The sequence below is a fragment of the Streptomyces sp. SLBN-31 genome (assembly GCF_006715395.1).
Taxonomy (GTDB): Bacteria; Actinomycetota; Actinomycetes; order Streptomycetales; family Streptomycetaceae; genus Streptomyces.
Genome location: NZ_VFNC01000001.1, coordinates 3,313,588 through 3,335,159 on the forward strand (window position 1 = coordinate 3,313,588; position 21,572 = coordinate 3,335,159).

At 70.7% G+C, this 21,572-nt stretch carries 19 protein-coding genes and 3 pseudogenes; 12 read left to right on the forward strand and 10 right to left on the reverse strand.

Annotation, left to right across the window (positions count from 1 at the left end):
• Nucleotides 1–79: 79 nt before the first annotated feature.
• The 4 genes and pseudogenes from FBY22_RS15265 (at nt 80) to FBY22_RS15285 (ending at nt 6,095) form a co-directional block, all read left to right on the forward strand.
• Nucleotides 80–1,546 (forward strand): arabinofuranosidase catalytic domain-containing protein, encoded by a 1,467-nt coding sequence (locus FBY22_RS15265; RefSeq protein ID WP_142147670.1) that lies wholly within the window; start codon nt 80–82, stop codon nt 1,544–1,546.
• Between the two features lie 44 nt (nt 1,547–1,590).
• A complete protein-coding gene (locus FBY22_RS44880; RefSeq protein ID WP_260844852.1) occupies nt 1,591–4,668 on the forward strand; it encodes an alpha-L-fucosidase in 3,078 nt (1,025 codons plus the stop codon).
• A gap of 53 nt (nt 4,669–4,721) precedes the next feature.
• Nucleotides 4,722–5,636 (forward strand): annotated as a pseudogene (locus FBY22_RS15280) (alpha/beta hydrolase family esterase); the annotation flags it as partial.
• Between the two features lie 174 nt (nt 5,637–5,810).
• Nucleotides 5,811–6,095, forward strand: a complete 285-nt coding sequence (locus tag FBY22_RS15285) for a hypothetical protein (RefSeq protein ID WP_142145950.1) — start codon at nt 5,811–5,813, stop codon at nt 6,093–6,095.
• 21 nt (nt 6,096–6,116) lie between these two features.
• Here the strand turns inward: FBY22_RS15285 and FBY22_RS15290 are convergent, their stop codons facing one another.
• On the reverse strand, nt 6,117–6,677 hold the full coding sequence (locus FBY22_RS15290; protein ID WP_142145952.1) for a hypothetical protein: 561 nt from the start codon (nt 6,675–6,677) through the stop codon (nt 6,117–6,119).
• Nucleotides 6,678–7,021: 344 nt separating this feature from the next.
• Here FBY22_RS15290 and FBY22_RS15295 point away from each other — a divergent pair.
• The 4 genes and pseudogenes from FBY22_RS15295 to FBY22_RS15310 all read left to right on the forward strand — a co-directional run bounded on the left by FBY22_RS15295 (nt 7,022) and on the right by FBY22_RS15310 (nt 10,462).
• Nucleotides 7,022–7,724: pseudogene (locus FBY22_RS15295) on the forward strand (FadR/GntR family transcriptional regulator).
• Nucleotides 7,725–7,834: 110 nt separating this feature from the next.
• Nucleotides 7,835–8,914 carry a helix-turn-helix domain-containing protein gene (locus FBY22_RS15300; protein ID WP_313905399.1) on the forward strand — a complete coding sequence of 360 codons (1,080 nt, stop codon included), beginning with the start codon at nt 7,835–7,837 and terminating at the stop codon, nt 8,912–8,914.
• 167 nt (nt 8,915–9,081) lie between these two features.
• On the forward strand, nt 9,082–9,495 hold the full coding sequence (locus FBY22_RS15305) for a hypothetical protein (RefSeq protein WP_142145954.1): 414 nt from the start codon (nt 9,082–9,084) through the stop codon (nt 9,493–9,495).
• A 76-nt stretch (nt 9,496–9,571) separates the two neighbouring features.
• Nucleotides 9,572–10,462, forward strand: coding sequence for a hypothetical protein (locus FBY22_RS15310; RefSeq protein ID WP_142145956.1), 891 nt, complete (start codon nt 9,572–9,574; stop codon nt 10,460–10,462).
• 6 nt (nt 10,463–10,468) lie between these two features.
• Here the strand turns inward: FBY22_RS15310 and FBY22_RS15315 are convergent, their stop codons facing one another.
• Nucleotides 10,469–10,639: a hypothetical protein gene (locus FBY22_RS15315; RefSeq protein ID WP_186363014.1), complete on the reverse strand. Its 171-nt coding sequence runs from the start codon at nt 10,637–10,639 to the stop codon at nt 10,469–10,471.
• Here FBY22_RS15315 and FBY22_RS15320 point away from each other — a divergent pair.
• Nucleotides 10,585–10,911 (forward strand): family 1 glycosylhydrolase, encoded by a 327-nt coding sequence (locus FBY22_RS15320; RefSeq protein ID WP_142145958.1) that lies wholly within the window; start codon nt 10,585–10,587, stop codon nt 10,909–10,911. The two genes, FBY22_RS15315 and FBY22_RS15320, sit on opposite strands and share 55 nt — an antisense overlap.
• Before the next feature lie 19 nt (nt 10,912–10,930).
• Here FBY22_RS15320 and FBY22_RS15325 read toward each other — a convergent pair whose 3' ends face one another.
• A complete protein-coding gene (locus tag FBY22_RS15325; protein ID WP_174267153.1) occupies nt 10,931–11,938 on the reverse strand; it encodes an NADP-dependent oxidoreductase in 1,008 nt (335 codons plus the stop codon).
• Between the two features lie 291 nt (nt 11,939–12,229).
• Here FBY22_RS15325 and FBY22_RS15330 point away from each other — a divergent pair, with 291 nt between their 5' ends.
• Complete coding sequence (locus FBY22_RS15330) at nt 12,230–13,786, forward strand: Re/Si-specific NAD(P)(+) transhydrogenase subunit alpha (RefSeq protein ID WP_142145960.1); 1,557 nt, start codon at nt 12,230–12,232, stop codon at nt 13,784–13,786.
• Nucleotides 13,787–13,792: 6 nt separating this feature from the next.
• Nucleotides 13,793–15,259 (forward strand): Re/Si-specific NAD(P)(+) transhydrogenase subunit beta, encoded by a 1,467-nt coding sequence (gene pntB, locus FBY22_RS15335; RefSeq protein WP_174267154.1) that lies wholly within the window; start codon nt 13,793–13,795, stop codon nt 15,257–15,259.
• Nucleotides 15,260–15,489: 230 nt separating this feature from the next.
• Here pntB and FBY22_RS44885 read toward each other — a convergent pair whose 3' ends face one another.
• Nucleotides 15,490–15,960, reverse strand: a complete 471-nt coding sequence (locus tag FBY22_RS44885; RefSeq protein ID WP_260844853.1) for a lasso peptide biosynthesis B2 protein — start codon at nt 15,958–15,960, stop codon at nt 15,490–15,492.
• Nucleotides 15,961–16,211: 251 nt separating this feature from the next.
• Between FBY22_RS44885 and FBY22_RS15345 the strand changes: the two genes are divergently transcribed.
• Entirely contained in the window at nt 16,212–16,715 is a 504-nt protein-coding gene (locus FBY22_RS15345; RefSeq protein WP_142145962.1) for a MarR family winged helix-turn-helix transcriptional regulator, read from the forward strand.
• 10 nt (nt 16,716–16,725) lie between these two features.
• Here FBY22_RS15345 and FBY22_RS15350 read toward each other — a convergent pair whose 3' ends face one another.
• From FBY22_RS15350 to FBY22_RS15375, 6 genes and pseudogenes are all read right to left on the reverse strand, one after another.
• Nucleotides 16,726–17,904: a PP2C family protein-serine/threonine phosphatase gene (locus FBY22_RS15350; protein ID WP_174267155.1), complete on the reverse strand. Its 1,179-nt coding sequence runs from the start codon at nt 17,902–17,904 to the stop codon at nt 16,726–16,728.
• Nucleotides 17,882–18,535, reverse strand: coding sequence for a PP2C family protein-serine/threonine phosphatase (locus FBY22_RS15355; RefSeq protein WP_142145965.1), 654 nt, complete (start codon nt 18,533–18,535; stop codon nt 17,882–17,884). Before FBY22_RS15355 ends, FBY22_RS15350 begins: the two co-directional genes overlap by 23 nt.
• Entirely contained in the window at nt 18,532–18,975 is a 444-nt protein-coding gene (locus tag FBY22_RS15360) for an anti-sigma regulatory factor (RefSeq protein ID WP_142147678.1), read from the reverse strand. Before FBY22_RS15360 ends, FBY22_RS15355 begins: the two co-directional genes overlap by 4 nt.
• Nucleotides 18,975–19,394 (reverse strand): STAS domain-containing protein, encoded by a 420-nt coding sequence (locus tag FBY22_RS15365; RefSeq protein ID WP_142145967.1) that lies wholly within the window; start codon nt 19,392–19,394, stop codon nt 18,975–18,977. Before FBY22_RS15365 ends, FBY22_RS15360 begins: the two co-directional genes overlap by 1 nt.
• Nucleotides 19,391–20,238, reverse strand: a pseudogene (locus FBY22_RS15370) (STAS domain-containing protein). Before FBY22_RS15370 ends, FBY22_RS15365 begins: the two are co-directional and overlap by 4 nt.
• Nucleotides 20,239–20,371: 133 nt before the next feature.
• Complete coding sequence (locus tag FBY22_RS15375; RefSeq protein ID WP_142145969.1) at nt 20,372–21,544, reverse strand: PP2C family protein-serine/threonine phosphatase; 1,173 nt, start codon at nt 21,542–21,544, stop codon at nt 20,372–20,374.
• Nucleotides 21,545–21,572 lie beyond the last annotated feature (28 nt).

Sequence of the window (21,572 nt, forward strand, 5' to 3'; positions counted from 1 at the left end):
AGAGGAGGTCTCCTTGCCCGGATCAGCAACCGATCGCCGCCGAGGTCGACTCCCGGCCGCGTTCCTGATCGCCCTGGCTATGGCCCTGGCCGCACTGGGCACGCCGGCGTTCGCCACGTCCCCACGGGCCGGCACGAGTACGGCCGTCCACGCCTCGGCCCCTGCCGCCGCGGGCTCTTCCCTTCCCTGCGACATCTACGCCGCGGGCGGCACGCCGTGCGTGACGGCGCACTCCACGACCAGGGCGCTCTTCACGGCGTACAACGGGCCGCTGTACCAGATCCAGCGGTCCTCCGACCACGCCTACCGCGACATCGGGGTGCTCGCCGCCGGTGGATACGCCGATGCCGCGTCCCAGGTGTCGTTCTGCGCGGGCACGTCGTGCACGATCACGAAGATCTACGACCAGACCTCCCGGCACAACGACCTGCCGATCTCCTGGGGCGGTTACTGGAAGGGCCCCGGCCCCAACGGATCCGACGTGGGCGCGGACGCCATGGCCCTGCCGGTGACCGCGGCCGGACATCAGGTCTTCGGCGTGAAGGTCACCCCAGGTGTCGGCTACCGGCTCGACCACGCGAGCGGCGTGGCCACCGGCTCCCAGCCCGAAGGCATCTACATGGTGACCTCGTCGAACTACACCAACCAGTGGTGCTGCTTCGACTACGGCAGCGGCGAGAACACCCACACCGACACCGGCAACGCCACCATGAACGCCATCTACTGGGGCAACGCCTGCTGGTTCGGCGGCTGCACCGGCAGCGGTCCGTGGGTCGAGGCCGACCTGGAGAACGGCATGTTCCACACCAACACCGGCTCCAACAAGGACCCGAACAACCAGGGCGTGCACTATCCGTTCGTCAGCGCCTGGCTGAAGAACAACGGCACCACCAACTTCACCCTCAAATACGGCAACGGGGCGAGCGGGGGCCTGACCACCACCTTCTCCGGACCCTTGCCCAACGGCTACTCGCCGATGAAGGTGGACAGTTCGGTCCTGCTCGGCACCGGCGGTGACAACAGCCCATCGGGGCAGGGCGAGTTCTTCGAAGGCGCGATGACGGCGGGCTACCCCTCCGACGCCACCGAGAACGCCGTACAGGCCAGCATCACCGCCGCCGGCTACGGGACGGGCAGCGGTGGGGGAGGCACGCCGGGTCCGCTGCGTGCGGTGGGGGCGGGCAAATGCCTGGAGGTGCCGGGCGGTTCCACGACGCCGGGAACGCAGACGCAGATCCGTGCCTGCACCGGCGCGGCGAACCAGACCTGGTCCCAGACGGCCTCCCATGAGCTGACCGTCACCGTGGGCGGCAGCCGCCTGTGCCTGGATGCCTCGGGACAGGGCACCAGCCCCGGCATCAAGGTCATCACCTGGACCTGCAACGGCCAGTCCAACCAGCAGTGGACGCCCAACGCCAACGGCACGATCACCAGCACCCCGTCCGGTCTGTGCCTGGACGTCACCGGCGCCGCCACCGCCGACGGCACCCCCGTGCAGTTGTGGGCCTGCAACGGCCGGTCCAACCAGCAGTGGACGCGCAACTGACGCGTGAGACGCCCCCGGACCCCACCTGCGAAAGGAACCCGACCGTGTCAGCATTCAGACGGCTGCTGCGGCGCCTGCGTGCCTCGACGGCCGTGCTCACGGGCCTCGTCCTGGCCGCCGGCGGCCTCGTGGGAACGGCCGCCGCCCCGGCCCGGGCCGCCACCTCCATCACCGTCGACGGCACCTCGGGCGGCCGGACCTTCGACGGCGTCGGCGCGATCAGCGGCGGAGGCGGCAACAGCAGACTCCTGATCGACTATCCCGAACCTCAGCGCGGGCAGATCCTCGACTACCTCTTCAAGCCCGGCTACGGCGCCTCCCTGCAGCTCCTCAAGGCCGAGATCGGCGGAGACACCAACTCCACCTCGGGCGCCGAGCCGAGCCACCAGCACACCCGTTCCGACCTGAACTGCGACCGCGGCTACGAATGGTGGCTGATGGAGCAGGCCAAAGCCCGCAACCCGAGCATCAAGCTGTACGGGCTCGCCTGGGGCGCCCCGGGATGGATCGGCGGCGGGAACTTCTGGTCCACGGACATGGTCAACTACCTGGTCTCATGGCTGGGCTGCGCCAAACAGCACGGACTGTCCATCGACTACCTCGGCGGTTGGAACGAGCGCGGCTACAACGTCTCCTGGTACGAGCAACTGCGCAGCGCGCTCAACAGCAACGGGTACGGCAGCGTCAAGATCGTCGCGGCCGACTCGGACTGGGGCGTGGCGAACGACGTGAACTCCAACCCTGCGTTCGCCGCCGCGGTGGGCGTCATCGGCACGCACTACCCCTGCGGCTACCGCTCTGCCCAGTCCAACTGCTCGGTGCCGTCGGCCGCCACGTCGTCCGGCAGGCCCCTGTGGGCAAGCGAGAACGGCTCGGACGACTACAACGGGGGAGCGACGGCCATGGCCCGCGGGATCAACCGCGGATACATCGACGGCCGGATGACCGCTTATCTCAACTGGCCGGTGGTCGCGGCGATCACGCCCAACCTGCCGTATCCCACCATGGGCCTCGCCCTGGCCCCACCGGCGCGGCAACGGCCAACGGCACCCTGCTGGAGCTGTGGACCTGCAACGGCGCCGGCAACCAGACCTGGACCCGCAACTGACCTTCGTCTCGCAGACGTTGAGAGGCTCCGCATGACTTCCTCCCCCCACCCGATCAGCCGCCGCGGCCTGCTGGCGGCGGCCGGCGCGGCCACGGCCTTCGGCCTGCTGCGGTTCGCCCCCGAGGCAGCCGCGACCGACGGACCCGCGAGCTACACCGCGACCTGGTCCTCCGTCGACCAACACCCCCCGGCCCCGGCCTGGTTCCAGGACGCCAAGTTCGGCATCTACTACCACTGGGGCGCCTTCAGCGTCCCCGCGTTCGGTAACGAGTGGTATCCGCGCAACATGTACATCGGCGGCTCGAACGAGAACAAGCACCACATCGCCACCTACGGCGACCCCTCGGTGTGGCCGTACCACAACTTCATCGACGGCGCCCGCGACAAGGCGGGCAACCACGTCCAGTTCGCGCCCAAACCGGTGTCCCAGGGCGGCAGTTGGGATCCGGAGGCCTGGGCCCGTCTGTTCAAGTCGGCGGGTGCCCGGTTCGCCGGACCGGTCGCCGAGCACCACGACGGCTTCTCCATGTGGAACAGCCGCGCCAACCCGTGGAACTCCGTGCAGCACGGGCCCGGACTCGACCTCGTCGCCCTGCACGCGCAGGCCATCCGCGGGCAGGGCCTGAAGTTCATGGCCTCGCTGCACCACGCCTACCACTTCAACGGCTTCTACGACCACGTCCCGTCCCAGTCGGACCCCGCCCTGCGCGTCCTGTACGGACAGCAGGGCTCGGCGGCGGAGAACAAGCTCTGGTACGACAAGCTGGTCGAGGTCATCGACGGTTACCGCCCCGACCTGCTGTGGCAGGACTTCGACCTGAACCTGGTGCAGGAGTCCTACCGGCTGCAGTTCCTCGCGCACTACTACAACCAGGCGGTCGCCTGGAACAAGGACGTGGTCGCGACCTACAAGGACGGGCTCGACAACAAGGGCGAGGTCTACGACTTCGAGCGCGGCGGCCCGGCAGGACTGCTCACCCCGTACTGGCTGACGGACGACAGCATCTCCTCCTCCAGCTGGTGCTACACGGTGGGCATCGGCTACTACTCGACGCAGGCGCTGCTGCACTCGCTGATCGACCGGGTCAGCAAGGGCGGCACCATGCTGCTCAACATCGCTCCGACGGCCGACGGCACCATCCCCTCCGGGCAGCAGTCGATCCTGCTTGCCATGGGGGACTGGCTCGGCCGCTTCGGAGAGGCTGTCTACGGCACGCGTTCGTGGTCCAGTTACGGCGAGGGCCCCACCAAGATGGGCGGCGGCTCCTTCAGCGGACCGGTGGCCGGCAAACCACAGGACATCCGCTTCACCCGCAGCCAGGACAACAAGGTCCTCTACGCCACCGCGCTGGGCTGGCAGGGCGCGACGATGACCGTCACCACGCTGAACTCCGGCCAGATCAACCTCAGCAGCCTGACCGGCGCCCAACTGCTCGACAACGCCGCCGGCAGATATGTCGACCTGCCCGCCCCGACCCAGGACGCCTCCGGCCTGCACCTGGCCATGCCTTCGTCGAACCCGCCGTTCAGCGCCCTCGCCTACACCGTCAAGCTGACCTTCTCCGGCGAGATTCCCGTCCTCGGCGCACCGGGCGGCTCCACGACCTGGGTGAAGATCGCCAATGTGACCAGCGGGCTGGTGCTCGACAGCGGCGGCAACGTCGCCTCCGGCTCCAACCTCAAGCAGTGGAACTACGACGGCAGCCCCAACCTGCAGTGGCGGCTGATCGACCTCGGCAACGGCTACCACCGCATCATGAACCGCGCCAACGGCATGGCCGCCGACAGCTGGGGCAACTCCGCCAACGGCGCGACCGCCCGGCAGGCGGTCTGGAACGGCGGCACCAACCAGCAGTGGTCGCTGAACAGCCTCGGCAACAACCGCTACCAGATCATCAACCGCGGCACGGGCACCGCACTCGACGGCAGCGGCAGCACCACTGCGGGCTCGACCGCGGTCATGTGGACCCCGAACGCCAGCGGCAACAACGCATGGACCATCACCGGCACATGAACCGACCGCCGAACGAAGACCCTGCCCATCCCCGACCACGGAAGAAGGAACGTATGAAACGCATGCCACTGTTAAAGTCGCTCGCGGCTGCGGTACTCCTCGTCCTGACAGCAGCGAGCACCTCGTACGGCAGCGCCCTTGAGACGCCCTCGACGACCAAGGGTGCGGTACAGGCGACCGCCGGCTGCGGCAAGGCACCCGCGCTGACGAGCGGCACGCACACGATCCAGAGCGGTGGCCAGACCCGCAGCTACATCCTGCGCGTCCCCGCCGGTTACGACAGGAACCACCCCCACCGGCTGATCTTCGGCTTCCACTGGCGAGGCGGAACGGCGGGCGACGTCGACTCGGGCGGCACGGACGGCTACAACTGGTCCTACTACGGCCTGCGTCGCCTGGCGGACGGCGCGAACAACGGCACGATCTTCGTCGCCCCGCAGGGCATCGGCAACGGCTGGGCCAACTCCGGCGGTCAGGACCTGGCCTTCGTCGACGCCATGGTCAGCCAGATCGAAGCGGGCCTGTGCGTCGACACCACCCAGTTGTTCGCCGCCGGCTTCAGCTACGGCGGCGCCATGTCCTACGCCCTCGCCTGCTCCCGTGCGACGGTCTTCCGTGCGGTCGCGGTCTACTCCGGCGCGAACCTCAGTGGATGCAACGGCGGCAACCAGCCCATCGCGTACATGGGTCTGCACGGCATCCGGGACAACGTGCTGCCCATCTCGCTGGGACGGCAACTGCGTGACACCTTCGTCCGGACGAACGGCTGCACCCCGCAGAACCCGCCCGAGCCGGCCTACGGCAGTCTGACGCACACCATCACCGCCTACTCCGGATGCAGGTCCGGATACCCCGTCGTCTGGGCCGCGTTCGACGGGGCGGGCCACGACCCGGGCCCCATCGACGGTTCCACCGGCGACGGTTGGCGTACCTGGACATCCGCGGTCGTGTGGCAGTTCTTCACACAACTCCGGTGAACCAGCAGCCTCCGCCGCACTCTGCCGAGGCGCAACGGCGATAACTATCTCGTCGGACAAGCACATGGCCCCGAACGAGGGACACCGTCTCATCCGATGGGGCCATACCCGACCGAAGACGTACCACTTTCCGCGCGGACGCGTTGCCTCAGCATGGACCGCACCGTGACCACCGGAGTCCTCGCCCCAGAGGACGAGGAACAGCAGACGTCCTACGGCACACATCTCGCGGCGCCGCAGGAGGATCCGCCGATCTACGCCGCTCTGCTCAGGGAGTGGCGCGCTCGCGGCCGCATGGTCCCGGGGGTCCGGGACCCCCAGTGGATGCTGCTCACGGCCATCGGCCCCACGGTCACGGCGCAGTTCGCCGGTCCGCCGCGCGCGGGTCGCAGGGAGCGCGCCGCCGAGCTGCCCGCAAGGCATCGTACCGACAAGCTGTCATGGCGCTGACACTGCCGGACGCCCGCGACGTCACGGCCCTGCCGGGTCCTGCGTCGCGGTCGGCCGGTGTCCGACGACCGTATCCGCGGAAGGGAGACGGCCTTCGGGCGTCGACGCTCCGCACGTCGGGCATCTGCGTCTCGTAGGGGCTTGCGAGGAGAGTCGGCCGAGGGCCAGTTGCAGGGCCAGTTCCACGGCGGCCGGCACGAAGAGGGCGCCGGTGCCGTTGGGCGGGATCAGCCAGCGCAGCCGCCCGACGGTACGGTTCGGCGCGGGGACCGCGATCCAGGCGCCCTTGCCCGAGTAACGGATACCCGCACCGATCCAGCGGCCCGTGGGATCGGGCGGCAGGAAGAAGGCCACCCGGCGGGCACAGGCGTCCGCGAGCGCGGGGCCGGGTGGCTGTGGGATGCCCAGCAGTGCGTCCAGGGCAGGCATGGCGAGTTCCTCGGGCACGCTCAGTACGTCCCAGAACCGGCCGCAGGCCAGCACGGCGATGCCTGTCTCGCTGTGCCACTGGCGCTTGCACTCGCGTGGATCTGTCGCAGCGGCCGCGAGCCACTCCGTGGCCTGCCGCATGGCGGTCTGCATGGTCGTCCTCCGAGTTTCCTCCGCCACGCAAGCGGGCGGACATCCTCCACGCAGCCGGGGCGGCCAGGCCCGGCACATTCATGCTGGTCGATATTTGCACCTGGCGGAAGGGGTGGCGAACCGTGGCGAATTGTTCTCGAACCTTCGCGCGGACGGCGTTTCCTCGAACGATAAGGATCCGCCCATCGGTGTCGGGAGCCGGAGTCGGTCCGGGCGAGCAGACCTCGCCGCTGTGCGAGCGCCCCCGCGAAGATCCGGATTCGCGTTCCCGAACACGAGCGCCCCGCCGGATGCGACGCTGAACCCGTGATCAGTGCGTGCCGGCGGGGTGGGAGGAATGCGCGGTGTCTCTGACGGACAAGGCCATCGAGCAGATCCGGGAACTGATCCGGAGCGGTGCCCTGCCCCCCGGGGTCGAAACTGCCACCGGAGCCGGACCTGGCCGCCCGGTTGGGGCTCTCCCGCAACCTCGCCCGTGAAGCGGTCAAGGCGTTGGCCGTCGCCCGGGTGCTGGAAGTGCGGCGCGGTGACGGCACGTATGTGACGAGCCTTCAGCCGAGCCTGCTCCTGGAGGGGCTCGGTGGTGCGGTGGAACTGCTGCAGGGCGACTCGGTGGCCCTGCGGGACCTCATGGAGGTGCGGCGGCTTCTGGGGCCGGTCGCCACGGCACTGGCGGCCACCCGGATCTCCGACGACCAACTCGCCGACATCGAGCGGCATTCGAGCGCAATGCGTGAAGCCCGAGACGACGTCGAACAGCTCAACGCCCATGACGCCGCCTTCCACCGCGCGGTCATCTCGGCCACCGGCAACGAAACCCTCCTCACCCTGCTGGAAGGCATATCCGGCCGTACCCTGCGCGCCCGCGTCTGGCGGGGTCTGGTCGACTCCCGGGCCGCGGACCGTACCCTCGCCGAGCACGAGGCGATCTTCAACGCCCTGTCCGCCCGTGACATCGCCCTCAGCCAGGCCGCGGCACTGCTGCACTTCAGCAACACCGAGCAGTGGCTGAAACAGCACCTGCGCGCACGCGAAGCGGCACAGTGAGCGCCGTGCGCGACGGCGTCCCGCGCCGACACCCGCTGTGACGGCAGGCGCCGTCCGAATAGGTGCGTTGCCTTCTGTGGCCGGCGTCGCAAGGCTGCTTACCGAGGAGGGTGACGGCCGACGGGGGAGAGGGACAAGAACATGCTGCGCATTCACTTCGCGCCCGAGGATTCGCGCGCATCCGGCTGACGAGGACCCCCGATCCTCTCTGGGAGATCGTCGGCAGCCTGCACCGCTTCCAGACGACGCGCGGACGCTGGGCCTACGCGGACTGGTACCGCGGCGCACGGGAGGCCCTGATCGGCAGAGGGCTCGACGCGGCCGTACGCAGACTGCTCATCCCCGTACTGCCCAGAGCCCGCTACTTCCCCGACTTCCTGACCCCGCTGGAGTCCTCGGACGGACTTCAGCGGGGCCTGGAGGCGATCCGTGACGCCCCGCCCGCCCGGGTGGCGCGGGAGGTGCAGCGGCTCGACGAGGTCAACGGCGCCCCCGACTGGGTCGGTAGGCTGCCGGAACGTCACACCCGCGACGAGTTCGTGAAACTGCTCGGCGCCTATCACGAGGCCGTCATCGCGCCGCACCACGACACCATCTCCGCCCGGCTCGCCGGTGAGCACGCGCTGCGCGCCCGCCAGACCCTCGACGCCGGCATCGACGGACTGCTGGGCGGGCTGACGCCCGCCGTGCGCTGGGACCCGCCCGTTCTGCGGATCGACTACGTCGAAGATCGCGACATCCATCTCCGGGGCCGCGGCCTGCGCCTGATCCCCTCCTATTTCTGCTGGCAGATGCCCGTCACCCTGGTCGACGACAGCCTGCAGCCGGTCCTGGTCTACCCACTGCACCGCTCCCGGTCACCGGCCTTGGCGGCTCCGTCCGACGCCTCCCTGGTCGCGCTGCTGGGCAAGACCCGCGCCGCCGCTCTCCGCGCCCTCGCCCTGGGCGCGACGACGTCCGAACTGGCCCGGTTCCTGGGGGTCTCGCCCGCCACCGTCACCCACCACACGTCCGTACTGCGCGACGCGGGTCTGACGACCAGCCGGCGCTACCGCAACACCGTGCTGCACACGCTGACTCCTCTCGGCGCCGCGGTGCTCCGTCCCGGGTTCCAGCCAGGCGCCCGGCGCGCCTCGGCGGCACCGGACGGCCCTGCCTCTTCCCGGTCATCACAGCAGCCCCACCGGTAGCGACGGAGTAGCGGCTTCCACAGCCCTGCCACGGATTTTCGAGCTTGTTCGAAGGTGATGGCCCGGTTCTGTACGGCTCTGCGAGCGTGTGCCGCGTACCACTTCTGAACCGATGTCACCGGGCGGACCGACCTTTCCGTCCCGGGGCAACCACAGTTGGGGGATTCATGAAACGAGCCATCGTCGCGGCCGCGCTCGCCCTCGCCTCCGCGGGGACCTACGTGGCCTTCGCACCCGCCGCGTCGGCCGCACCGCAGGCCTGCGTGACCTCGACGCTGACCACGGGTGCCTACGAGGGCGTCGGCACGATCCGCTACAAGTCGTCCACCAGCAGCTGCGGCGACCTCAACCTCACCTACTCCGACGACTCCACGTCCACTCTCGGCGACCGTTACGCCGGCCGGCTCCGCAACTCCAGCGGTGTCTGGAACACGTGCAACAAGGGCTACGTCTGGGCTTCCGACGGCAGCCACAGCGTCAGCGACTCCACGTACTGGCTGTGCACCGATGTCCGTGACAACACCCCGTTCACGGTGGCCAGTTACTACGACGGCGGCGACACGGTCCACATCACCCACTGAGTACGCCGTCGCCACGCGGGGGTGCCGGGGCATGCGCCGACGGCACCCCCGCCGGCCAAGGAGAGGACAGTTCCGGATGGCCCGCCCGACGCACCGACTCCGGCTCCCGATCCGCGCCGCGGTCGCGGTCGCCGCGGTCCTGCTCACCGCCTGCTCGGCCGACCCCGCCCCGCACTCGGCCGACGTGGCGGCGGCCGGCGGTCCGGCGCGGTCCGTCACCCCTGCCCACCTCAGCCTCACCCTGCCCGCCGACCCCGTCCGCCTGGCCCTGCCGGCGACCGGTGCCGAAACACGCTGGACCCAGGGGCTGGACGTCTTCGTGCAGCAGGTGTCGCGTGCCGCCACGGCCTCGTGTGCGGCCGAGCGCGGCGCCGCCGTGCCCCGGCAGGTCCCGCTCGCGTTCATCCGGTTCTTCGAGATCCCCGACCTGGACTTCATCGCCCGGCACGGCACCAGCGAGAGCGCCGCCGTGCCCACCCCGACCCCGGACGCGTCCGCGACCCGGCCCGCCGGCCCCGCCGTACTGCGCGAATGCGGCGCCGAGGGGAAGTCCGCGGCCGGCGCCCTGCGCGACCTGTACGCCCCGCTCCAGCAACGGTGGTTCACCGAACTCGTCTCCCTGCGCCACGACCCGGCCACCGTCAAGGCCCTTCGCGCGCTGCCGACCTGTCTCGCCGGACACGGCATCCGGGTCCGTGACGAGAACGGCTTCTTCGCCCTCGCCGACGCTCGGATGCAGACCGCCGCTCCCTCCCAACTGTCCCGCGAGAGCCGCGAGCTCGGCCGTGCGTACGCGACGTGCATGCGTCCGGTCGAAGCCGTCCGCGAACCCGCCCGTGAACGACTGCGGACTCAGTTCCTCAAGGCCCACGCCCGCGAGATCCGCGTCCTGCGGCGCACGCTCGTCCCGGCCCTCCGGCACGCCGAGACCCGCTACGACGTACGCCTCGCCTTCCCTGCTCCCTGACGAAGGTCAGAAGGCGTAGCGCACGCGCAGCCAGGGCGCGTGGGTGGAGATGAGCCGGCGCAGGGTGTGCAGGGCGTCCGCCTTGATGCGGTTGCGGTAGCGGACGTTGTGGGCGCCGTTCTGTGAGCGCTTGCCCTGTTGCAGGTCGGGCTGCCACAGGAGGTCCTCGGCGTTCACGGCCCCGACGGGGAGGTCGTGGTCGACGGCGAACTCAACGGCATGGGCACGGTGATCGCCCCCGGCTAGCCGAGGCAGGGACCGGAACGCCCTCCCTCGGCTACTGCCGCTGGATCCTTCTGGACAACTTCGAGTGGATCTTCGGCTACGGCGCTCAACTGGGCCTGTACGAGGTGGACCGCGCGACGTTCCAGCGCCACCCGAAGCCGGGCGCGAGGGTGTACGCCGACGTGGTGCGCGACCATCGAGGCGCGCTCACGGCGTCCCGCTGAGCCGTGCTCCACACCCTCGTCAGGCGAGTTCCAGCACGAGCTTGCCGACGTTCTCCCCTCGGAAGAGCATCTGCAGGACCTCGGGGAAGTCGTCCACTGTTCCGCCGACCACGTGTTCCTTGACCTTGACGCGGCCGGTGCCGATCCAGGCGGCGATGTCCTGGGCGGCCTGCGGGAAGCGCTTGGCGTAGTCGAAGACGACGAAGCCCTCCATGCGGGCGCGGCGCACCAGCAGCGAGAGGTAGTTGGAGGGGCCCTTGACCGGTGCGGTGTTGTTGTACTGGCTGATCGCTCCGCAGATCACGACGCGCCCGTGCATCGCCAGGCGGGTCAGGGCGGCGTCGAGGATGTCGCCTCCGACGTTGTCGAAGTAGACGTCGATGCCGTCGGGAGCGTGCTGCTTCAGCGCCTTCCTGACGTCCTCGGCGCGGTAGTCGATCGCCGCGTCGAATCCGAGCTCGTCGACGAGCAGGGCGCACTTCTCCGGGCCTCCGGCGATGCCCACCACCCGGCAGCCCTTGGCCTTGGCGATCTGGCCGGCCATGGTGCCGACGGCTCCGGCCGCTCCGGACACCACGACGGTCTCGCCCTCCTTCAGTTCACCGACGTCCAGGAGCCCGAAGTAGGCGGTCATACCGGACATGCCCAGTGCGCCGAGGTATGTCGAGGGCGGGGCGAGGGAAGTGTCGATCCGCATGGCGCCCTTGCCGTCGGAGACGACGTACTCCTGCACGCCGAAGGTGCCGACCACGTGGTCGCCCGGCTGGAAGTCGGGGTGGTTCGAGGCGGTGACCTCGATGACCGAACCGGCCCGCATCACCTCGCCGATGCCCACGGGTGGCAGGTAGGAGGGGCGGTCGTCCAGCCAGCCCCGCATCGCCGGATCCAGCGAGATGAAACGCGTACGGCCCGCGAAGCGGCCGGGGCCGGGCTCCTCGACGGGGGCGGAACGGTGCTCCCAGTCCTCAGCCTTGACGTCACCCGTCGGGCGGGCGGCCAAGCGGATCTGGCGGTTGGTCGCGGACATCGCGCCTCCTGTCGTGTGCGGCTCGAGGCAGCATACCGACCAGTAGGTATGAGAGGGGGGTGACGGTGGTCACACCGGCGTCCCGACCTCACGGTCGGCGCCCATTCACGGGCCTTCTCGAGTTGTCCTATCTCTTTCGGCCGATAGCGCAAGGTGAAGCAAGTCACCGTCTGTTGACGTTGGCCGGTGCTCGTCCGACGGGTTAGGTTCCAGCGATCACGGGGCAGGACGTCGTAACCCCCCGAGCGCAGATCTCCCTTTCGCACCCTCCCTTGACGAGAGATACAGGACATGTCTGCTCAAGAACGCTCACACCACCCCCCGCGCCGCGTCGGCGTCGTGGCCGAGTCCGTCTCCGGGGAGACGCGGGTCGCGGCGACCCCGGCGACGGTACGGCTGCTGCTGGGCCTCGGCTACGAGGTCGTCGTCGAGTCCGGGGCAGGCGAGGCCTCAGGCTTCGACGACCAGGCCTACGCCGATGCCGGCGCGGGGATCGGCGAGGCCTGGGACGCCGACGTCGTCCTGAAGGTGAACGCCCCCTCCGACGCCGAGATCCGCCGGCTGCGGCGGCACGCGACCGTGGTGGCCCTGCTGAGCCCCGCTCAGAAACCCGAACTGCTCCAGGCGCTCGCGGGCGCCGGCGTGACCGCTCTGGCGCTGGACGCGGTGCCCCGCATCTCGCGGGCCCAGTCGATGGACGTGCTGTCGTCGATGGCGAACATCGCCGGCTACCGCGCGGTCATCGAGGCCGCGCACGTTTTCGGACGGTTCTTCACCGGCCAGGTCACCGCGGCCGGCAAGGTGCCGCCGGCCAAGGTGCTGGTGGCCGGCGCGGGCGTGGCCGGCCTCGCGGCGATCGGCGCCGCCTCCAGCCTCGGCGCGGTCGTCCGCGCCACCGACCCGCGGCCGGAGGTCGCCGACCAGGTGAAGTCGCTGGGCGGCGAGTACCTGCCGGTGAACGTCGACCAGGAGGCGAGCACCGACGGCTACGCCAAGGCGACGTCCGCCGACTACGACCGCGCCGCCGCCGAGCTCTACCACGAGCAGGCCAAGGACGTGGACATCGTCATCACCACGGCGCTGATCCCGGGCCGCCCGGCGCCGCGCCTGCTGACGGCCGCGGACGTGGCCGCGATGAAGCCGGGCAGCGTCGTCGTCGACATGGCCGCCGCGATGGGCGGCAACGTCGAGGGCACGGTGGCGGGGCGGACGGTGGTCACCGACAACGGCGTCACCATCATCGGCTACACCGACCTCGCCTCCCGACTCCCCGCCCAGGCCTCCCAGTTGTTCGGCACCAACCTGGTGAACCTGCTGAAGCTGCTCACCCCCGACAAAGACGGGCAGCTGACGATCGACTTCGACGACGTCGTGCAGCGGGCCGTCACCGTCGTACGCGACGGTGACGTCACCTGGCCGCCGCCGCCCGTCGCGGTCTCCGCCGCCCCCGCCGCGCAGCCCGCTCCCGCCCCCGAAGCGCCCGAACCGAAGCGGTCCGCGCTGACGCCCGCGCGGCGCTTCGGCCTGATCGGGCTCGGCATGCTCGCGATGTTCCTCCTGGTCGCCTTCGCACCCGCTCAACTCGCCGGGAACTTCACGGTGTTCGCACTGGCGGTGGTGATCGGCTACTACGTCATCGGCAAGGTGCACCACGCGCTGCACACCCCGCTGATGTCGGTGACCAACGCGATCTCCGGAATCGTCGTGATCGGCGCCCTGCTGCAGATCGGCCACGAGAGCTGGATCGTCACCACGCTGTCCTTCGTGGCGATCCTGCTGACGAGCGTCAACATCTTCGGAGGCTTCGCCGTCACCCGCCGCATGCTGTCCATGTTCTCGAAAGGCTGAGCCGAGATGACCTCCCTGACGGCCTCCCACGCGGCCGACCTGGTCGCCGCCCTGCTGTTCATCCTGAGCCTGGCCGGCCTCTCCCAGCACCGCACCTCCCGCGCCGGCGTCGTCTACGGCATCGCCGGCATGGCCCTCGCTTTGGTCGCCACCGTGGTCGTGGCGGCGCAGAGCATCACCGCCGGAGCGGTCGCGCTGATCGTGCTGGCGATGGCGCTCGGCGCGGCGACGGGCCTGTGGCGGGCCCGCCGCGTCGAGATGACGCAGATGCCCGAACTGATCGCCGTCCTGCACAGCTTCGTCGGCCTCGCCGCGGTGCTGGTGGGCTGGAACAGCTACCTGGAGGTGGAGTCCCACGGATCGGCGCAGACCGAGGTCGGCGCCGACCTGCTGGGCATCCACCACGCCGAGGTGTTCATCGGCATCTTCATCGGCGCGGTCACCTTCACCGGCTCGATCGTCGCCTTCCTGAAGCTCTCCGCGCGCATCAAGTCCCGTCCCCTGATGCTGCCGGGCAAGAACGCACTGAACATCGGCGCGCTCGCGGCGTTCGTCGCGTTGACCGCCTGGTTCACCATCAGCCCGAGCCTGCCCCTGATGGTCGCGGTGACCGTGCTGGCGCTGGCCCTCGGCTGGCACCTGGTCGCCTCGATCGGCGGCGGCGACATGCCGGTCGTCGTCTCGATGCTGAACAGCTACTCGGGCTGGGCGGCGGCCGCGGCCGGCTTCCTGCTGGACAACAACCTGCTCATCGTCACCGGCGCGCTGGTGGGCTCCTCCGGTGCCTACCTGTCGTACATCATGTGCAAGGCGATGAACCGGTCCTTCCTCTCCGTCATCGCGGGCGGCTTCGGCATCGAGGCGCCGTCCGGTGGCGAGGAGGAGCACGGCGAGCACCGCGAGGTGCGGGCCGCGGAGGCGGCCGAGATGCTCGCCCAGGCCCGCTCGGTGATCATCACTCCGGGCTACGGCATGGCCGTCGCCCAGGCTCAGCACCCCGTCGCGGAGTTGACGCGGCGGCTGCGCGAGCGGGGCGTCGAGGTCCGGTTCGGCGTCCATCCCGTCGCCGGACGGCTGCCCGGGCACATGAACGTGCTGCTCGCCGAGGCGAAGGTGCCCTACGACATCGTCCTGGAGATGGACGAGATCAACGACGACTTCGCCGACACCTCGGTCGTCCTGGTCATCGGCGCCAACGACACCGTCAACCCGGCGGCGACCGACGACCCGAGCAGCCCGATCGCCGGCATGCCGGTGCTGCGGGTCTGGGAGGCCGAACAGGTCGTCGTCTTCAAGCGCTCCATGGCATCCGGCTACGCGGGCGTGCAGAACCCCCTGTTCTTCCGCGAGAACAGCAGCATGCTCTTCGGCGACGCGAAGCAGAGCGTCGAGGAGATCCTGCAGGCGCTCGGCACCGACGGCCGGCACGAAGCGGCCCCGGCCACCCGCCAGGCGACGGTTCCGAGCCACTGAAGAGCCGGTTCCTTCCGCGCCTCCCGGTACCGGAGGCGCGGTCGCCGGTTCACCCGTGCAGCGAGCGGTACGCCGACACCGCCCCGGGGTGCAGGGCGATGCCCCCCGTCCCACGGCGATGGCGCCGCGGTGTCCGGCGGTCAGCCGGTACATCGTCGCCACCGCCGTCCGGGTCGACCTGTCGCCACAGGTCGCGTCGGCCCGACCGGCGGGCCGGGCCGGCGTGCCGGTCATCGGTCCGTCGAGGGTGACACCGGGCCGACGGCCACCAGTCGGGCGAAGTAGCCCTCCGGCACGCCCTCTCCCACGGGATGTCCTTCGGCCTCGATCCACGCGTGCGCGGTGAAGGGCGGGACGACGCGTACCACGGTGCACCAGGTCGGCCACGTGCCGCCGAGTCGGCACAGCAGAGCGGCCCCCAGGGTGCGCGGCAGGCATCCCGCTTCCCTTCCGTGCGGCCGGGCCCGTCGGGAGCCCGGCCGGGAAGCGGCCGTGGCACCTGTTGGCTGCGGCGTGCCAGGGTCGGGCAAGGGCCTGAGCAAAGGTCGGATAATGTGCAAACTCCGGCCGCCCGCGGTTGTGCGCTCCCTCGGATCACGGCCGTCTCCCGGAGCCGAGCCTTCTCTGTGCCGAGGTACGGCGACGGCCGAAAAATCGTTTCGCGCGCGCCGTCCGGCGGCCGATCGCCTCGTGGGCCGCATCTGCCCGCCGTCCGTCGCGAGCGGGCGGCACCGGCGCGCCCCGCTTCCGGACGCACTCCTTCGGTCGAGCCGGGTCGGTCCGGCGGGCTCGACGCCGGGAGCGGAGGAGGCGGTATGAAGACCGTGTGCGGATGGGATGGTCCGGTGGAGTGGCACCGCCGGGGATGTGCTTGTTCGACGGTTCTTCGGGTACCGCGTTTGAATGGGGCTGGAATCCGTATAACCAGGAAATTACTGAAAGTGATGTGCGAGTGACTCGTCTCAGTGGCTGGGGGGACGACCAGACGAGCGGACGGGGTGCTGAACCCCTGTCTGTTGCGCTGGAGATCGCCGATGCCGTGGACGGTCTGGCGCATCTGTGGACGGTGGCCGCGCAGGGAGCCAGCCTGAGGCTCTCGCCGCACCAGCTGCGGGCCCTGCGGATCCTGGAGGCGGAGCCGGGCCTCAATCTCACGGCCCTGGCCGAGGGCATGGACATAGGGCTGCCGACGGCCAGCCGCCTGTGCGACCGCCTGGAAGCGGCCGGGCTGCTGGAGCGCATGCTGCACCCGCTCAAGCGGCGTGAGGTCCAGCTGGTCCTCACCGGGCGCGGCCGGCAGGTGCTCAACGAAGTGGCCGCGCGCAGGGCGCAGGCGCTCGCCGCGGCCCTCAAGGCCATGACGTCCGACGAGCGGGCGGCGCTGAGCGCGGGGCTGAGCGCGTTCCGGAGCGCTCAGGAGGGTGTCGACAAGGAGGCCGGCGGCCCCGCCCTGTGACGTGTGGGGATCAGCGGCGGCCGTTCCAGTCGAGACAGACCACGGCGGCGTCGGAGAGCAGATCCTTGCTGCCGTAGTGCTCGATGAGGCCGGCGACGACCGCGCGTGCCGCCTCGTGCGGCTCCGTGCTGCGGGTGGCGCCCAGGACCTGGCGCAGGACCCGTTCGCCGAAGAGGTCGCCTGCCGCGGAGCGGGTGCCGTGCACACCGCTGCTGACGGCGATGAGACGGTCGCCGGGCTCGACGTGGAAGGTCTGCTCCTCGTAGAGGGTCTCCTCGAACATGCCGAGCGGCAGTTGGGCGTCCAGTTCGATGCGCTCGGTGTGGCCGCCGCGCTGGCGGAACAGCTGGGGGGAGCCCGCGTCCACGGCGTGCACGATGCCGGTGTCCAGATCGAAGTGCAGCAACAGCGTGGAGGCGTAGGCCTTGCCGCCGTACTGGGCGAAGACGGCCTGGTCGGCCAGGGCCGCCTGATCGGCGAGGCCGATGCCGGCTCGGCGGGCGTTGCGCAGGGCGCTGACCGTGAGACTGGTGAGCAGGGAGGCGTCTATGCCCTGGCCCATGCCGTCGGTGACGGTGAGGGTGAGGTGGTCGGCGCTGGTGGACCAGTCGAAGTTGTCGCCGCCGATGGCGTAGGCGGGTTCGAGATGGGCGCCGATGATGTACTCCCGGCGGGCGCAGCCCCGGCCGGGCAGGAGCTGCCACTGCATCTCGGCGGCGAGCGTGAGGCGCCGGGTGCGGCGGGCCTGGAGGTAGAGGTCGGTGTCGCGGCCGGCGGTGGTGACCTCGTGCCCAAGTGCCGTGGCGAAGTCGCCGAGTTGGAGCACGGAGTCCGGGGCGACGGTCTGCGCGGGCAGCCGCACCGAGAGGACGCCCATGCGGTCGCCGCGCACGGTGATGGGCAGGTGCACCAGATGGCCGGACGGCTCGTCCAGGACTTCGACGACCGGCTTCTGGGTGACGAAGGCGCTGCCCGCGGGCCCCTCGTCGGCCGGAACGGGCGCGTCGGTGTGCGGCAGGTGGGTGACCGGCTGCAGAACGGTCAGGCCGTAGTCGGCCAGCAGCAGGGTCACCTCCTGGGCGCCGACCCGCTCGGCGAGCAGACGGCGGGCGGTGGCGACCAGCGCGTGCGGCGGGGCGGCGCGCAGCAGGGCTTCCGCCGACGGTTCAGGTGCGTTCACGGCATTCACCCTCTCGCCTGGTGACCTCCACGCTACCGCGAGAGGGCCGGTTCCCAGGGGGTTCGTGATGGACGGGGGACCGGTCCGCCCCGGCGGGCCGGCTCGGCGCGGGGGGCTGCACGGTGTGGCACGGCAGCAGGCAGACGTCGTCGGCGCGTTCGCAGTCGTGCAGGAGGGGCTTGAGCACGGCGTCGGCAGCCGCGTCCGGGTCCTGTTCCAGCTCGGCTGCGCTCACCGCTTCCAGGGCGTGGCGGAGACGTCGGATCCCGGCGTCGATGCCTTCGCCCCGCCGTTCGACCAGGCCGTCGGTGTAGAGCACCAGGGAGGAGCCGGCGGGCAGGTCGGCCCAGTGGTCCGGGTACACGCAGGGCAGGGGGATGCCGAGCATCACGCCGGGCTTGGCGTCCAGGACACGGACGATGCCGTGGGCGTCGCGCACGACGGCGGGCGGGTGGCCGGCGGAGATGCGGCCGCCGACGGCGTGTTTGACGAGGTTGCTGGCCAGTTCGGTGGCCACCAGGGCGGCGACCGCGGTGGCGTGCGGGTCCAGTCCCGCGTGGGTGCTGGCGGCCTCGGCGGCGACGCGGACGTCCCGGATCCTGGTGCTGTCCTGGACCGGGATGTCCCACACCCTGGTCATGGCGCACCCGTCCGGGGGGAGGGCACGCCGGAGACCCAGTCGGTGATCGTCACGGTGGTGCCGTGCCCGGGGCGGCTTTCGAGGGTGAACTCCTGCACCAGCCGCTTGGCGCCGCTCAGGCCCGTGCCCAGGCCGCCGCCGGTGCTGTAGCCGTCGGTCATGGCCAGCTCCGGGTCCCGGATGCCGGGGCCGCTGTCGACGAACGACAGGCGGAGTCCACGGGCCAAGCCCTCCCGGAGCGGTGTGGCCTCCATGTGGCCGCCGCCGCCGTGGACGAGGGTGTTGCGGGCCAGTTCGCTGGTCGCTGTCACCAGTTTCGTCTGCTGGACGAGGTTGAAGCCGGCCTCTGCAGCGGCCTGGCGCACGTGTTGGCGGACCCAGGCCAGGTCGGAGTCCGAGGTGATGGGCAGGCGGGAGGTCGAGGCGGTTCGGGCATGCATCACGCACCCTCTTCCGGGTGAGAGGGCGGGGCGGCGGAGGACGTGCGGCCCAGCAGGGCCAGGGCGTCCTCTGCGCTGAGGGCGGTGACCAGACCGGGAAGGGTCAGGCCGAGCTCGACCAGGGTGATGGCCACGGCCGGGCGCATGCCGGCCAGGACGGTCCGTGCGGCCAGCAGGCGCGCGCTCGCGGCGATCTCGGCCAGGATGCGACCGAGGAAGGAGTCGACGATCTCCACACCGGAGATGTCGATCACCACGCCGCCCACCCGCGCGGGGCCGGCGGCGATGCGGTGCGTGATGTCGTGCTGGAGTTGCTCGGCCGCGCCGTCGTACAGGTCCCCCTGCAGGGTGACCAGGAGGATGTCTCCCAGCGCCAGTACGGGCACCGGCGCCGGGCGGGCGGCGGAGAAGCCGGTCACCGCGGGCTCGCTCCGACGACGGCGCGTCGTGCGGGAACGACGGGTCCTGCCGGCCGAGGGCGTGCGCCAGGGCGTCGGCGAGCGTGGCCCGCGTGAGGATCGATCCGAGGTCGATACCGAGGCGGACGATGGTCTGGGCGATGGCGGGGCGGATTCCGGAGACGATGCAGTCCGCACCCATCAGCCGGGCCGCGGCGACCGTCTTCATCAGGTGCTGGGCCACGAGCGAGTCGACCGTCGGCACGCCGGTGATGTCGAGGATGGCGCAGGAGGCCCGCTGGTCCACGATCGCTTCCAGCAGACTCTCCATCACGACCTGGCTGCGGGCGCTGTCCAGGGTGCCGATCTCCAGCAGCTGCTGGCGCTGGCGGGCGATCAGCTCCTGGCCCGCGTGCACGGTCGTGTCCGTCACCACCAGGCGGAGCGTGCCCATCAGGACCGTCAGGGCGAGCGTGCGGGCGTGGACGTCCGGGTCCGCCGCGTCGGCGAACTCGGCGCGCAGCATGGCGGTCACCGGCTCACGCAGGCCGACGACCTCGCCGTCGATGTGCACCGGGCCGAATCCGGCCTGAGCGCGGGAGGTGGACATCCGGCCGAGCTGGTCGCGCACGGTGTCGAAGCCGGGAGCCGCGACGTCCTCCAGCCGACCGGAGCGGGCCACGTCGGCGAGCGCGTCCACCACGGCCTTGCACGCCTCGACCACCTCGTCCCGGGAGATGGTGAAGACCGTGCGGAACAGGGCGGCGTCCGCCCAGCGCTGGGCGATCTGCTCACGGCGCCGTTCCAGGAAGGCGCCCAGCTCCTTGGCCGCCTCGGGGGCCGTGTCGTGCTCCGCCACCTGCATCGTCTCCCTGCTGCCGGGCGCTGCGGCCCGCAGGTCGGCAGGCCACCAGGCAATTATTGCCACATGACAAACATTAGCGCGAGGAAGTGTCGTGGACCAACAATCGCTCGCCGCCCGTCGGCAGGGCCGCCGGTCACCGTTCCGGTGTCCGGCCGCGCCAGTCCAGGCACACGACCAGCGCGTCGTCCTTGGCCAGGGCCGCCCCGCGGTGGCCGGTCAGCTCGCGCAGGATGGCGCGCGGCACCTCGGCGGCGGGCAGCAGACGGGTGGCCTGAATGGCTCGCGCCAGGGCGGCCTCTCCGTAGGGCTCTCCCTTGGGGTCGGCGACGGCGTGGACACCGTCGCTGACGAACACGAGCCGGTCTCCGGGCTCGACGCCGAAGTCCTGCGCCACGTAGTCGGTCTCTTCGAACATGCCGAGCGGCAGCTGCGCGTCGAAGGTGACGCGTTCCACCGTGCCGGCGCGCAGCCTCAGCAGCTGAGGGGAGCCCGCGTCCACGACGCGCGCGCGACCGCTGGCCAGATCGAAGTCGAACATCAAAACGGACAGATAGCAGCGCCCCTGGTAGTGGGCGTAGACGGCCTGGTCGGCGAGGGCCGCCTGGTCGGCGAGGGAGAGACCGGCCCGCCGGGCGTTGCGCAGAGCGTTGATGGCGAGGTTCGTCAGCAAGGACGCCTCTATGCCCTCTCCCATCCCGTTGGTGACGTACAGCATCAGATGGTCCACCGTGCTGGACCAGTCGAAGTTGTCGCCGAAGATCGCGTAGGCGGGCTCCAGTTGGGCGCCGAGGTCGTACTCGGGGCGCGAGCAGGAGCGGCCGGGCAGGAGCTGCCACTGCATCTCGGCGGCCAGCGTCAGCCGGTCCTTGCGGCGGGCCTGGAGGTACACGTCGGTGTCGCGCTCGGCGACGATGACCTGGTAGCCCAGTACGTTCGCGACCTCGGCCAGCTCGGACTCCCACTCGGGCGTCGCGTCGCTCTCGAGCAGGGTCACCGACAGTACGCCGAGCCGGTCGCCGCGGACGCTGACCGGCAGATGCAGACGCACCCGCCCGTCCCGCAGCTGCTCGTGGTACGGCGCCTGCGAGCCGAAGGCCCGGCCGGTCGGGCTGCCGTGCACGGGCACCGGTTCCAGGGTGTGCGGCAGGACCGACACCGGCTGCAGCACGGTCAGGCTGTAGTCGGCCATGAACAGCTCGACGTCCTGGGCGCCGTACTGCTCGATCAGTACGGCGCGGACGGCGTCCAGCAGTGCGTGGGGAGCCGCTGTGCGCAGGGCGCGCTCAACGGCTACGAATCTCTTCATGATGGAAAATGCACCTATCTTTCCCCGG